This is a genomic window from Vibrio sp. Vb0598 (genome assembly GCF_033338935.1).
GTDB lineage: Bacteria > Pseudomonadota > Gammaproteobacteria > Enterobacterales > Vibrionaceae > Vibrio > Vibrio alginolyticus.
Map to the genome: position 1 here is coordinate 174,997 of NZ_JAWOTP010000002.1, position 13,660 is coordinate 188,656.

The 13,660-nt window shown below is 41.8% G+C and carries 13 protein-coding genes; 10 read left to right on the forward strand and 3 right to left on the reverse strand.

Features of this window, described 5'->3' with window-relative positions; translation table 11 throughout:
• Positions 1 to 37: 37 nt before the first annotated feature.
• Both R7Q38_RS03295 and R7Q38_RS03300 read left to right on the forward strand, forming a co-directional pair.
• Positions 38 to 253 (forward strand): DUF3820 family protein, encoded by a 216-nt coding sequence (locus tag R7Q38_RS03295; RefSeq protein ID WP_005375557.1) that lies wholly within the window; start codon positions 38 to 40, stop codon positions 251 to 253.
• Positions 254 to 293: 40 nt separating this feature from the next.
• Entirely contained in the window at positions 294 to 539 is a 246-nt protein-coding gene (locus R7Q38_RS03300) for a hypothetical protein (protein ID WP_017821096.1), read from the forward strand.
• Positions 540 to 708: 169 nt separating this feature from the next.
• Here the strand turns inward: R7Q38_RS03300 and R7Q38_RS03305 are convergent, their stop codons facing one another.
• Entirely contained in the window at positions 709 to 1,317 is a 609-nt protein-coding gene (locus R7Q38_RS03305; RefSeq protein ID WP_005389411.1) for a LysE family translocator, read from the reverse strand.
• Between the two features lie 161 nt (positions 1,318 to 1,478).
• On the opposite strand from R7Q38_RS03305, the gene R7Q38_RS03310 reads away from it, so the two are divergent.
• The 5 genes from R7Q38_RS03310 to R7Q38_RS03330 all read left to right on the forward strand — a co-directional run bounded on the left by R7Q38_RS03310 (position 1,479) and on the right by R7Q38_RS03330 (position 7,785).
• Positions 1,479 to 2,837 (forward strand): PLP-dependent aminotransferase family protein, encoded by a 1,359-nt coding sequence (locus tag R7Q38_RS03310; protein WP_137283130.1) that lies wholly within the window; start codon positions 1,479 to 1,481, stop codon positions 2,835 to 2,837.
• Positions 2,838 to 3,484: 647 nt separating this feature from the next.
• Positions 3,485 to 4,489, forward strand: coding sequence for a retron St85 family effector protein (locus tag R7Q38_RS03315; protein WP_318114051.1), 1,005 nt, complete (start codon positions 3,485 to 3,487; stop codon positions 4,487 to 4,489).
• 1 nt (position 4,490) lies between these two features.
• On the forward strand, positions 4,491 to 5,504 hold the full coding sequence (locus R7Q38_RS03320; protein ID WP_318114052.1) for a retron St85 family RNA-directed DNA polymerase: 1,014 nt from the start codon (positions 4,491 to 4,493) through the stop codon (positions 5,502 to 5,504).
• Complete coding sequence (locus R7Q38_RS03325; protein WP_318114053.1) at positions 5,488 to 6,303, forward strand: macro domain-containing protein; 816 nt, start codon at positions 5,488 to 5,490, stop codon at positions 6,301 to 6,303. The genes R7Q38_RS03320 and R7Q38_RS03325 overlap by 17 nt, the downstream gene beginning before the upstream one ends.
• A gap of 462 nt (positions 6,304 to 6,765) precedes the next feature.
• Positions 6,766 to 7,785: an alpha/beta hydrolase family protein gene (locus R7Q38_RS03330; RefSeq protein ID WP_239939262.1), complete on the forward strand. Its 1,020-nt coding sequence runs from the start codon at positions 6,766 to 6,768 to the stop codon at positions 7,783 to 7,785.
• Positions 7,786 to 7,908: 123 nt separating this feature from the next.
• On the opposite strand, the gene R7Q38_RS03335 is transcribed toward R7Q38_RS03330, so the two are convergent.
• Complete coding sequence (locus R7Q38_RS03335) at positions 7,909 to 8,715, reverse strand: sulfite exporter TauE/SafE family protein (protein WP_033907508.1); 807 nt, start codon at positions 8,713 to 8,715, stop codon at positions 7,909 to 7,911.
• A gap of 122 nt (positions 8,716 to 8,837) precedes the next feature.
• On the opposite strand from R7Q38_RS03335, the gene R7Q38_RS03340 reads away from it, so the two are divergent.
• Together R7Q38_RS03340 and R7Q38_RS03345 are read left to right on the forward strand one after the other, a co-directional pair.
• Entirely contained in the window at positions 8,838 to 9,632 is a 795-nt protein-coding gene (locus R7Q38_RS03340) for an AraC family transcriptional regulator (protein ID WP_213912126.1), read from the forward strand.
• Positions 9,633 to 9,962: 330 nt separating this feature from the next.
• Positions 9,963 to 11,213 carry a DEAD/DEAH box helicase gene (locus R7Q38_RS03345; protein ID WP_213873946.1) on the forward strand — a complete coding sequence of 417 codons (1,251 nt, stop codon included), beginning with the start codon at positions 9,963 to 9,965 and terminating at the stop codon, positions 11,211 to 11,213.
• Between the two features lie 151 nt (positions 11,214 to 11,364).
• Here the strand turns inward: R7Q38_RS03345 and R7Q38_RS03350 are convergent, their stop codons facing one another.
• Entirely contained in the window at positions 11,365 to 11,781 is a 417-nt protein-coding gene (locus tag R7Q38_RS03350; protein WP_053350637.1) for a VF530 family DNA-binding protein, read from the reverse strand.
• A gap of 418 nt (positions 11,782 to 12,199) precedes the next feature.
• Here R7Q38_RS03350 and R7Q38_RS03355 point away from each other — a divergent pair, with 418 nt between their 5' ends.
• The gene (locus R7Q38_RS03355) at positions 12,200 to 13,657 is read left to right on the forward strand and encodes a DUF3360 domain-containing protein (RefSeq protein ID WP_225491733.1); all 1,458 of its coding nucleotides are present in this window, start codon (positions 12,200 to 12,202) and stop codon (positions 13,655 to 13,657) included.
• Positions 13,658 to 13,660: the final 3 nt, after the last annotated feature.

The window sequence follows — 13,660 nt, forward strand, 5'->3', positions numbered from 1 at the left end:
TTATCCTTGCACGAGTTACCTTAACTCTCTGTCACTTATGTTAGAAAAAGAAAACCTCATTAAACTCGCTAGAATGCAAATGCCATTTGGGAAATATGCAGGGCGAGTGTTAATCGACCTGCCTGAAGAATACTTACTGTGGTTTGATAAAAAGGGCTGGCCAAGCGGCGAGCTAGGGGATTTGCTCAAGCTATGTTTAGCGCTCAAAATTGAAGGCTTAGATAGTGTCGTGAAGCCTTTGAAGCGCATGTAATTAGCTACAGAAACGCCCACTCTTGATGAAAAGACTTATTATGAATTTTGATATCGATGCACTGAAACACCACCAATTGGTCGAAGATGGTAAATTAGAGGGATGTTACATTCATCAGCCAGCTCAAGGTAGCCAGCAAGATGACAAAGCTGTTTTGGCAGAGCGCCAAGCGTTGGAAAAGTTGGGATATAAGGTAATACAGGTTAAAGCTAAAGGCGGGACAACAACGTTTGCTGAGGCGATGCAAAAGCTTGCGAAGGAAACTGGTCACCTGCCTAAGGAGTAAGTGAGTGTAACCTGCCACAGCCTTACAAGTTCTCCCACCAGACTATTTTTTCATTCAAAAGAGCCAGACCGTTAGGCTGACTCTTTTTGGCCCCAAAGTGTGTTACGCCTCGAAATGCGAATTTAGATAATTGGCAATTTTATACATACAAAACTCTGCTCTTTGCCATTCAGGCAGAGTGCCCCAAAACTGGTAACAATGATATGAATGTTATCGTCGCTAGGCTGATGTTGAACACGCGCTGTCTTAATACGGTATTGAGATAAATACGAATTTTTTTACCAACCCAGACCCAAGTAATATTTGCAAACAGTCCGAATGTCGTAAACACGAAAGTAATCAATGTAACAGAGAACCAATAGTTAGAAGGGAGACTATAACTTGTGACCAAAGCAAGTGATGCCATCCAAGCCTTCATATTACCCAGTTGAAACAACGTAGCCTGAGTTACGTTGATTGGTTTGCTTTTAGTGGGTTTGCCTGCGAAAGGGTTAGTACATAGCAGCTTAATCATCAGCCAGAACATGTAAACCAGACCGATGTATTTTATAGCGAGATACCAACTTGGATGAGTCTGTAGGGCAACACCGACACCACATGCACAAAGCAGAATTAACCCTATTACGCCAATACGGATACCAATTAGGTGTCGCCATGATTTCCTTATACCAAATTGTGCCCCTGAGTTGGCGAGCAATAAGTTATTTGGGCCGGGTGTTATGGCGGTGACAAACGCAAATAAACTCATCGCTGGAGTTAGGTCCCATAATGTTGTCATTTCTTTTCTTCTCAAATTAGTGCTGATAAGCCAAGAATAAAGGGATGAAGTGAGAGAGACCTACAGTTAATGCGTCATGGTGACAATTCTTTGATTTCATTTTCGTCAGGCCTTATTTATCCTGAATACAAGAGTTAATTGTACCCCTTCGGAGAGAGACAATGTTAGTCCCTGATATATCGGGTCGTTCCGGACCTAAGTTTATGGCACTGGCTGAAGCGATTGCAGAGGTGATAGAGAGTGGTGAACTCGAACCAGACACTAAATTACCTCCTCAGCGTATTTTATCTTATCGCTTAGGTGTGACGGTTGGAACGGTGACGAGGGCATATAGGGAGCTAGAGCGGAGGGGCTTAACGGAACCAAAAGTAGGAAGCGGTACTTATGTACGTAACAGAGAAACTGAACTGAACCACTTTTATCATCCGGTATTGGAAGAAAAAGGCATTGATCTGGCACGTTGCCGACCTTTGCTATTATCGCAGCCGAAATTTCTTGCGAATGCGTTGAAAGAGCTATCACACGAGGAAATTGCGCAGGCAGCCGTGCTGGATTACTACTCCGCTGATGGCATTCGGGGTCATAACGAGACTCTTCGACAATGGCTGATGACCAAATTCAATATCGATATTGATGCACGGCGTCTAGTGTGGACTCATGGAGGGCAACACGGGATATCGTTGATTATTCAATCTCTAAGCCGCCCTAAAGATACAATTCTTGCTGAAGGACTGTGTTATCCAGAGTTCATCTATGCATGTCAGCAATCCGAACGAAAGCTAGTGCCAGTAAAAGTCGATGAACATGGATTAGATCCAGAAGATCTGGCTTTGCACTGTAAGAGGCATCGCCCAAAACTGCTTTATCTTACGCCGGGAATACAGAACCCGACCGGAGCTCAGTTAACGGATAGCCGAAGACTAAAAATCATAGAGATATGTCGTCGTTACAATGTGTTGATTATTGAGGACGATGTTCTCTACTGCCCACCGTCTCATCGAAAGAGTCCCTTAGTTGCTATCGCTCCAGATATTACCTTATACGTGGGCAGTTTTTCTAAGTACTTTGCAGGTGGATTGCGGCTGGGTTTCATCATTCTGCCTTTGTCGTTCAAAGATTTACTGCAACGTGCGCTACGAGCCAGTTGTATGTATGTTAGCCCTTTGATAATCGACCTTGTTTGTCGTTGGTTAACTAGCGGAGCTATGCAAGCCGTGGACAAAGAGATAGCGATGGAACTCAGTGCACGTCATCGGATCTGGAAGGCAGTATTTCCCGAAATCCAGATTGGTGTTCCTGGTTACAATGTGTGGCTACCTTTGCCTGAGCCATTAACAGGATATCACTTTAACCAGTCGTTGTTGAAACATGGTGTCAGAGTGAGGGAAGCGGAAATGTTTGCTGTGGGTCGGTATGAAGTGCCGGCAGCAGTGAGGATATCACTTGCAGGTCCATTAAGCCGATTACAATTGCAATCAGCTTTAGATATCGTAAGAGAGCAAATCAAACGGTTAACTTAAGTTTCATAGTTCACATGGATTGCTCAATATCTAACTATTCAATGCTCTATTAGGATTGAACACACCGATATACATAAAGTGCTCGAAGTTGTGCTCAAAGTCTCAAAAGTTACTTGAAATCTGAAACTCGTTTGGACGTCTTTTGGGCAGCATCGAGTTGATTCATCTTTGTCGAGAACCTTTATGTTGAGTACTTTCCAACGCAAAAGTGCCCCAAAGTTTGTTAACGTCGGAAAGCTTGAAAGCATTGAGGATTTGTGTCTTCAATACTTGAGCTAATGCAGGGCAAACCAGAGCCCGTTGTGTGTGGACTTGATATTTGGGGTTCATTTTCTCTTTTGTGATGGACCATTTCGATATGATTTGTGATGGAAGGAACACTGTTATGTTTAACGACTAGAAGCGCACATAAGATCTGAGTTTAAAATCTTGACAAATCCGAGAGTTAAGCTAAAAATAGCTATTAATCTTTACGCGTTAGAAGCGTTGTTGACTTCATCTGGTGTATCACTGGAATATTTTGATTGTTTATATTTTGACCACGGTCACGACAAAAATCGCTTCGCGATTTGTTGTCGCAACCGTGCCCATCTAGGTAAAGATTAGAACGGCCTCATTATGAGGCCGTTTCTGTTATTGTTGGTCATATGGAAGATATTAAAGAACTTACCTCAGCATTTCTTACCAATGTTGAAGTAGAAAAAATTAGTCTTAAAAACCTCCCAAACTACGTTTTCTTTTGTGGTGGAGGACTAAATGGTGACGACTTGTCAAATATAGGCAAGGAGCAAGAAGATCAAGTCAAGTCTTTACGCAGCGCAGTTTTGCACTATCTCAGTAGTAGAGAAAAAGAATTATACCAAAATGTGATTCTTGCAGAGGAATTTCATGATTGGCTAGAGGACGCTAACATCAATAACCTTATTGATTTTGAAGTCTTATTAGCAGGTCTTGCCGCAGCAGTTGTACTCATTGTTGAAGGACCCGGAGCCCATGCTGAACTTGGAGCCTTTAGTGTTATGCCAGAGATATCCTCTAAGCTCATAACAATCTACAACACAAACGATGTTAGTGATGGTCAACGGACATTTATTGAATGGGGACCGATTAAGTATCTCGAAAAAAATGATAAAACAGTTCTACGGCACGAGTGGGGTGTTAACTATCAAGTAACAAACAATACCATATCTCAAGTCATAGAAAACGATGCAGGTTTCCAATCGCTAATAAATCTGATTGGTTATCAATTGGCGAATGATATTCAAGAAAAGAGCAAGCAGACCTCCTCTTTTTCAAAAGAAAACCCTTCAAATATGTGCTTACTCGTTGCTGATTTAATATACGTTTTTTCTGCACTTAAGCTGAGGGAAATTAAATCATACATAAATGATCACTTAAAAATAGATCTTGAAGAAAAGGTTTTGAAAGAGTATTTGTACTCTTTAAAAAATTTGGGGTTGATTAAAGAGAAATACGCAGGGGCAAAATATTTTTTGCCTACGGATAAGAATCAGGGTTTTATAAAATATCAATTTAGAAACACACCTGATAAGGAACTAAACTATTCTGTAAGTTCAGTGAAGTCCACCTTACTTTCTCTATATTTGAAAAATGATAAAGAAAGGCAGTATGCTATGGGGTTAGGTCGTTAATATGAAAAGTCTATATGATATTTCTGAATTTACAGAAAAGAGTGTTGAAGAAATAATAGCCAATTATCTAACTGCACCTAGAAAATATAAAGAATTTAAAATAAAAAAAAGAAATGGTGGGTTGAGAACAATTTCTCAACCTTCAAAAGATGTCAAGTTTTATCAATATGCAATTATAGAAAAGATTCTCAAGAACTTATCCATTCACGATTCTGCTACTGCATATCGAGATTCGAAATCAATTTATCACAATGCTCTACCTCACAAAGGATCATCATGGATTCTTAAGTTAGATTTTAAAGACTTCTTCCATTCAATAAGGCCTGAGCATCTTAAGTCTTTCTTATTGGATGCGTACGAAGACATATCTAGTATAGAGGTTGATATATTAAACCACTATCTGTTCTGGTTAGATAGGACAGACAGGAAGCTCAAACTGAGCATTGGAGCACCTTCTTCTCCAATTATTTCGAATATCGTCATGTACAACTTTGACGAAAGTGTGTGTGATATCTGCTCAAAGTATAGTGTGATTTACACTCGATATGCAGATGATATAACCTTATCAGCAAGTTCGAGAGAGTGTTTGCTAGAAGCTGAAGAAGAGTTAAAGGTACTTATTGAAGAAACACAAACACCATTATTGGTTTTGAATGACAAAAAACGTGTATTAATTGGTAGAAACAGATCAAAAAGAGTAACTGGAGTAGTTATCACTCATGAGAATAAATTATCTGTAGGGAGATATAAACGAAAAAAAGTAAGAGCAATGCTCCACTTATATTTAAATGATAAACTGAATGAACAGGATATTCCCATTTTACATGGAACATTGTCATATATAAAAAGTATCGAAGATAACTTCTATAGATCTCTTCGAGACAAGTATGGTGACGCCGTTTTTACTAAGCTGGCTAAGGAATCATTTAAAATTTCCAAGCTAAAATATTACGGCAAAGAAGAATCTGAGGAAGAAAAAACACAAAGTAAGGATGATAATGACATTGTTTTTTAGAGCTTTCTTTTCAGTAATTGGTGCGATTAGTGCTTTGTTGACGATATTTAGTTCTGTTAACAGCCAATTCTCCACCTACTACGCTGGATATGTGATTGAAACCTATATAGGAATTGCTATTCTTAGTTCTATTATATCTTTGATTATAACAAGAGAAAGAAGCAATATAGATGTTAAAATTTCTGATAGAGTTATGTTGAATGTTAAATATGGTGACATATTTGCGGAAAATGGAATTACAGTCATACCTGTAAATGATTTCTTCGATGTATTGGTTGATGATGAAGTTATCTCAAGAAATACTTTACATGGAAAACTAATAGAAAAATACTTTTCAGATGACATTGAACTTCTTGATTCAGAAATGAAGCTTAAACTGAGTAATTATAAGGGTGAATCTGTTCCGAGTAGAGAAGTTGGCAATAAAGTAAAGTATCCACTAGGCACTACCATAAAAATACAAAGAGATAACCAAATATTTTTCCTCGTTGCTTTCACTAGATTTGATGAAAATAATAGAGCCCAATTGACGAACTTAGAATACCAAGAAGTTGTAATAAAACTCATTGATTTTATTGAGAATAATTCAAATGGTTATCCTGTAAATATGCCTTTGCTTGGCTCTGGTCATTCAGGGGTTAAAGCTTCAAAACAACGGTTGCTCGAGTTCTTGATTTTTTCATTAAAGATAAAAGACAATTTAACCCTCGTCAATGGAATTAATTTAGTTTTAGCTAAATCTCTCAAGAAAGAGATTAGTTTGAAATTAATAAAATATTATTATGATGTAACGAACTAATTGCTAAAAGCCAACACTGTTTGGCTTTTTTATTTTCTAGTCCCAAACTGCTTTTTGTAATGATTGTCATCAGCTAGTTTCGTTACTTTGCGGCTTAGTCATTACGGCGTTAGACAACGCTCATTCTGCATAAAGTTTATTCGAGTAGTCAGCGATAAAAAGTCAATCCAGCCTTCTCAAGACTTGCTATTCAAAATTGTTCTGTTTAATACTACTCTTCTGTAAGTTAAGTTCAATGATGTTTGCCATAGCTGAACTAATCCATGATTTGCTAAATCAAGCAAACACTCTAACGTATTTCTGTCCAAGAGAGTGCTGGCGCAGTTCAAAGTAGGCACTTGCTTTGGGTTACTCGACTCCAAGTAACTTTATTGCTATGTTTCGCAAAATATATGGAGAATCTCCTGCGCGTTATTTTTCTAGATGCCGTGCAGAATAATGTGTTGACCGGCTGAGGGAAAAATGAAAACCAAAATAATAATGTCTTTTCTACTCGCTACATTGTGTGTCAGTGCCAGCGCCAGTACGAATGAGCCGAAATACCATTCTGCGCTAACAATCAAAACGGGATTCAGTGAAGACAGAGATAAGCCAGTAGAAGTCTATTATTGGTATCCCACAACGAACGAAAAAAACAATTTCACGTTTGGTAGGGGGAACATTTTCAAATCAGTCGAAACGCAGTTAGATGCCCCTTTAGCAAGTGGAAAATTTCCCGTTGTGCTTTTGTCGCAGGGCGGAACACGGTCAGCGTTTTCCCACAGTGGTTGGATAGCCTCGAGCCTGGCGCAACAAGGTTATGTCGTTGTGGTACCAAAGCCTCCTGCACCAAACGAAATCAATGCAGAAATGGCTGTTGATGAAATCACATTCAGAACCAGTGATTTGATGCTTGGGCTGAACGAATTAAGTTCAGTCGGGATACTGTCCGGAGGCGTAGATACTGATGCAGTGCAGGGGGTCGGCTTTTTTCTGGGCGGCACATCTATGCTGATGCTCTCCGGAGCGCAAATAAGCCCGGAGAAATATCGAACATCGTGTCACAACGCCACCAATGTAGACTGTCATTGGTTACGTGAAAATAACGTTGATATTACCAGCATCCCGGATCAAAAATTCCCCCGATTTCAGTCTGAAAACAAACTGAAATCGGTCGTCGTTATCAACCCTGAGCTAACGAAAACTTTTGTCCCTGAAACTCTGGCCTTGATGAACAATGCTATCACCGTCGTGACGCTTTCTGATCGGCTACATCCCGCACTGACACCAGCCGAATCACTTGTTGCTCTTCCCAATGTGACGTTTCAAGAGATTCCTAGTGCGAGTCAGTTTAGTGCGTTCGCAGAATGTACTGAGCGTGGCATTAAAATTCTCGCATCAGAAGGGGAGGAAGCACTTTGCCAGGAGCGTGACGAGGTTTCCAGAAAGGACAATCATCAGCACATTTTGGATGTAATTCTGGTCAGGTTAACAAAGTCATAAGAGTGCAACAATGAGGAGCTTTCTTACACATTGTGTGCTTGGACCAGCAAAGCGAGAAGTAAGTTTTTGCAGGCTTATCCTTTCACCATAGTGCAAGGCCTACTAGTGACCGTGTTATTTGATCTAACTAAGTACTTGTACCAACATTTTGAAACTTAGAAGAACACACAAAATACCAACGATTTTCTTAAGAACTTTATTTGGGAAATACTCTGCACAACGTACGCCGAGGCTAGTAGTTAAGTAGCTACTAATGGAGAAGCTGAGCATTGCAGGAAGGTATATGTATCCTAATACTAAGTTGTTCCAATCTGTGTTTCCCCATCCGTTTAACATGTAACCGAGGCTTCCTGACAGTGCGATAGGGAAACCTATCGCAGCAGAGGTACCAATAGCACGTTTTACCTCAAAATTTTGCTGGACAAGATAGGGGATGATCAACCCCGCACCGCTTATAGAGACAAGTGCTGATACAGAGCCAATCACCGAGCCTACAGTGATATTACCGATAGCCCCATGTGGGTTAGGGTTGTACTCATTTTCAGTGTTGAGAAACATCTTATAAGCAACATACAACATGAATACGCTGAAAAAGCCTGCCAGATAGACTCCTTGTAGATACGATGCTACGAATGTGGCGCAAAATGTTCCGACTAGAACTCCGCTCAACATTTTTACTACCATTGTCGAGTCTACATTCTCTTTTTTGTAGTGAGCGCGCATGCTGCCCAATGTTGTAATAATCATCGAAGCCATTGATGTCCCTAACGCAAGATGCACTACTTCCGTATCAGCTATTCCCTGTAGTGAAAATAGAAACGCAAAAATAGGGACGGCCATTCCACCACCACCCACACCAACGAGTCCAGCGAGAAAGCCAATGCCCAAGCCTGCTGTAATGTAATAGATAATAAAGATAGGTTCGTTCATGATGGTTCTGCCTTCGATAAAATGATCGTTGCTAAAATGTTACTCGAACGCTAACTTGCTATGGTAACGTTAAGAGGACAGAAAATAATGAATAATGGCCAAAATGGAATTGAGTAAATAAAGTGACAAACTCTGATTACAGCGAATGGAAAAATGGCGCCGCACTGATCGTTAAGGAGTGGCAGCATGAAAGGAGCGACTTCAACCATTTGGATCAACGGCCACATAATTGGCACAGTCATCATCGAGGCCAGTTACTGTGTATAGATGAAGGGCTAATTCAGGTCAAAACCGATGAAGGAACGTGGATACTTCCACCTCACCGAGCTGGTTGGATCCCCCCGGGTGCGATGCACAGTGTTTATTTTTGTGGTTCTCTGAAAGGTCGTTCATTACTGTTTACTCCAGAGAGTTGTGAGCGGTTTCCAATGAGACCTTGTGTTATCCAAATGAGCGATGTGTTGAAAGCCCTATCGGTTAGAGCATCGATATGGAGCAAAACAGACGATCTATCCATACAGTCTTTACGTATTCTCGCCGTAATATCCGATGAAATCGTCAATAGCCCTCATGAGTCACTCCACATCCCACTGCCCAGAGATCCGAGACTGCAAAAAGTTACTCAAGCAATCTTAATAGACCCAAACAGCAAGCATTCTGTAGAGCATTGGGCCAATATTGGGGCAGTCTCATCTCGGACGTTAAGACGATTGATTCGAAGTGAGTTAAACATGAGTTTTAGTGAATGGCGGCAACAAGTACTGCTAATACATTCATTAGAAATGATAGCTCGAGGGGAATCGGTGGGAGATATTGCACATGCTTTAGGTTATTCGACGCCCAGTAACTTTATTGCGATGTTTCGTCGGGTCTATGGCGATTCACCCACGCGTTACTTTTCGAGTCGTGGCATATAGTTGCCAGAGCTTACCTAAATTAGGTTCGTTTTTATGTACTGAGGCTTTACATACATTTACTCACCCAACATAAGCAAGTGCTTCTAGCTTCTTTCTACCCCAAATGAGCTGAAATCAATTTCGAAGTGGATGATAGATTCGTCGCGAACGCTACCATCTTGGTCGTAGAGTATTGGTTACCGAAACCATTAACTCATGTTAGTGAAAGGAAATTCCTGAACCCTATAGTGCTTCTTTCACCAATCTTCTGTTTGGGCCATTATTTCTAACATCCAGACGCGAAATAGCATAAGATACACGGCCTTTACTAGCACTGAGCCACTCATCGTAATGACAGATAAAACACAGCAAGCGACATTTGCCGATCTTGGCCTGATTCCAACATTAGTCGAGCGACTAGAAGCGTTGGAATACAGCCAACCGACGCCCATTCAATCCCGTGCTATTCCTGATATCCTTGAAGGGAAAGATATTATTGGTGGTGCCAATACGGGGTCTGGTAAAACCGCTGCTTTTTCGCTGCCAATCTTGCAAAAAATTGTTCAGCAAGACGAATCAAACAATCGCCGTGGCAACTTCGTTTCCCACCTGATTTTAGTACCAACTCGTGAGTTGGCATCACAGGTGGCATATAACGTCAAATCTTACTCATACCATCTCAGAGATAAGATCAAAACGGTTGCCGTATTTGGTGGTGTATCGGTGAACCCACAAATGCTGGCGCTTCGTGGTGGCTGTGACATCATTGTTGCAACGCCGGGTCGATTACTTGATCTGGTATCCAGTAACGCGATTAAGTTGGACCAAGTAAAAACGCTTGTTCTTGACGAAGCCGACCGAATGTTGAGCCTCGGATTTACCGAAGAACTGAATAAGATTCTTGCGTTACTACCAGAGAAGAAACAGACGCTGTTATTTTCTGCTACTTTCCCTGATAAAGTCACGACGCTGGCTCAGCAGTTGCTCCGCGACCCTGTTGAAGTTCAGTTGCAGAGCGCAGAAGCCAGCACTTTGGTGCAGCGCGTGTTTAGTGTAAATAAAGGTGAGAAGACGGCGGTACTCGCGCACTTAATCAAACAGCATCAGTGGCGACAGACTTTGATTTTTGTGAATGCTAAGAATGCCTGTAACCATTTAGCTCAAAAGCTGTCAAAACGCGGTATTACCGCTGAAGTTTTCCATGGTGATAAAGGGCAGGGCGCTCGTACTCGTGTCCTTGACGGTTTTAAGTCTGGCGAGATTCAAGTTCTTATTGCCACCGATATCGCAGCACGCGGCCTTGATATTGAAAAACTTCCAGTGGTGATTAACTTCGATCTTCCGCGTAGCCCTGCTGATTATATGCATCGAATCGGTCGTAGTGGTCGTGCTGGTGAAGTAGGTTTAGGGTTATCTCTTATCGATTACGACGACTACCACCATTTCAAAGTGATAGAAAAGAAAAATAAGTTCCAACTTGAACGCGAGCAGGTAGTCGGTTTTGAAGTGGAAGACGATCAGAGTGAAGCCTACTTTTTACCAATGAAGCCGCGAGCGAAGCCAGCAGGTACGGGTAAAAAGAAGAAAAAGCGTAATCAATAGAAAACGTAAACTACATGTGAGTTTACTTACGGGAGTTGCTGGAGAAAGGGAATGCTCACTAGCTTGAGTCATCGCTTCTAGCCATTCCTTTAAAGAACAATAGAGCCCTGCTGGAGCTACCAGTAGGGCTCTATTGCTTTTCAAGATAGTGTTATTGGCGACGAGCAGGGCGTCCGCGAGGTGAACGCTTTTTAAATGCAGACGCTGCTTTGGCTTGTGACTTAAGAATAGAGTCAATGGTTAGCGGCATTGGCTCTTTAGGTTCAAGGCCATGAGGGAAGGTACGAGCTCTTGGTGGTAAGTTGTATTCTTCTTCGCTCGCGCGTGGCATGCGCTTAAAGCGATAAAGGTAAAAGTTTTCTAATTTTTCTCTCGCCCATTCGGTTTTCTTTAAATACTTCACGCTACTTGCAATCGAAGGCTTAGTGTTAAAGCAATTAAAACGCATTGCTGTATCTAGAATGTCCCAGCCGTAAAAATCCACTAACTCTTGCAACATAGTCTCTAGCTTCAACCCGTGCAGTGGATTGTTCTGTTGCAGCTCGATTCTCTCTTCGTCAGTCATCATTTTTAAGGGCCTTACTCATTAAAGGGCGGAGTTTAACAAAGTATACAATGCAGAGATATCTATAGTTACTTTGCGATGGATACGAGCACAGTGATCTCTACCTTGAAAGTATAAATCGGAATTGGCCGTTCTACTTGGCTCTCTGCTCAAAAATGACTCATAAAAGTTCAAGCGCCCTAGCTTGATGTTAAATCATTGTGTGATAAGTGAGATTTTTGTTGTTCTTTTACTAATGTCTAATATTCCTACCCATAGCAACACATGCTTAATAAGCTCAAAATCAAAATTGGTTCATGCCGCTTTCTTAGTATGGCCTAGAAGTTTGATGTGGGTGTTGTCTCGTATTGGTCGAAGGTCTGTCTACCAAGCGAAACTCTAGTTGACGTAGTTCAACGTTGAAACATAAAAGGATGACTCAATGTCTGACAAAAGTAAGACTTTTTACAGGGATGTGCGCAAAAAACCGCATGAATTTGAAAACCGAGAAGACTTTCTAAATCATGATTTAACCGTCATGAGCTTCCGTCGCTGGGGAATTCATTTGCCCTCACGTGATTACAGTATTGAAATCGAAGACTGGGTACCTGCATTAGCAGCAACTATTGGTAAGGTGGTGATGGTCACTGCCATGGTTTCCGCTTTTGCTGCTCAGTTTGGTTTATCTCCGGAATTCATTGCAGAAAACGTGCGTTACGAATTACTTATCGCTGGAGCCCTGTTCGTCATTCTGTTTTCTGCCATCCTAAACCCGAATGCAAACTTAGCGGGCACCCATGGCCCAATGATACCGCTGATTCCTATGATTGCAGCTGCAGGAGGACACCCTCTCGCGTTAGGTTTGATGGTATGTGTTTTTGGTTTAATTCTCGCTTTAACCAAAGGTGGCTCTAAACTCATGACTCTGACTGGTATCGGGGTTCGAGGAGGGTTGTTGATCTACCTTGGTGCTGTTGGGTTGCTCGGGCAAATTAATAAGACGGAAGCGTGGGCTGCAAGTACGGACCAAGGTTACATTTCGTTTGTGGTCATAGGCCTAACCGTTATGGTTTACGCTTACTTAGCCAAGGTCAATAAACGTTGGCTCGCTATCCCGCTGTGTTCGGCACTCGCGGGTATTGTTGCTTATATGATGGGGGCGGAATTCACTTTTACTACTGAGCCCGGCCTACCTAATTTCAGTCCATTTTATTGGTGGGGTGAAAATACTGGTTGGCAACTAGGCTGGCCAACCCTAGAGCACTTTATTGCCGTGACTCCATTTGCTCTACTGGCAGTCGCTATGTGGTCCCCTGATTATCTCGGCCATCGTGTGTTTCAAGAACTTAACTACCCGAAAGAAGCGAAAGGCGTACTAATGGATGTCGATGACACGATGGTCGGAGCATCTGTTCGTCAGGGGGTTGGTTCACTCTTAGGGGGCGGAAACCTAGCTTCTTCTTGGGGAACGTACATGATTCCTGCCGCAATTGCCAAGCGTCCTATTCCAGGTGGCGCTCTGTTGACGGGTTTCATGTGTATTGCGGCGGCGGTAATTGGCTACCCAATGGATCTAGCAATGTGGGAACCTGTTCTGCGCGTTGCTTTGATTGTGGGTGTATTCTTACCACTTCTTGAAGCGGGTATGCAGATGATCCATAAGCATAAAGATTCACTCAGTGCAGGTATCTGTATTTTTGCCTGTGCATTCGTTAATCCAGTCTTCGGTTGGGCAATCACGATGCTGTTGGATAACCTCGGGCTTATCGGCGACCATGAGCGTGCTAACGAACTATCGCGCAAAGATAAATATCTGATTCCTGGCACTGCGTTTATCGTTTGTGCAGGCTCCCTTGCTATTGTTGGTCAGCTTCCAGGCATTCCAGCTCTTATCGGTTAATCG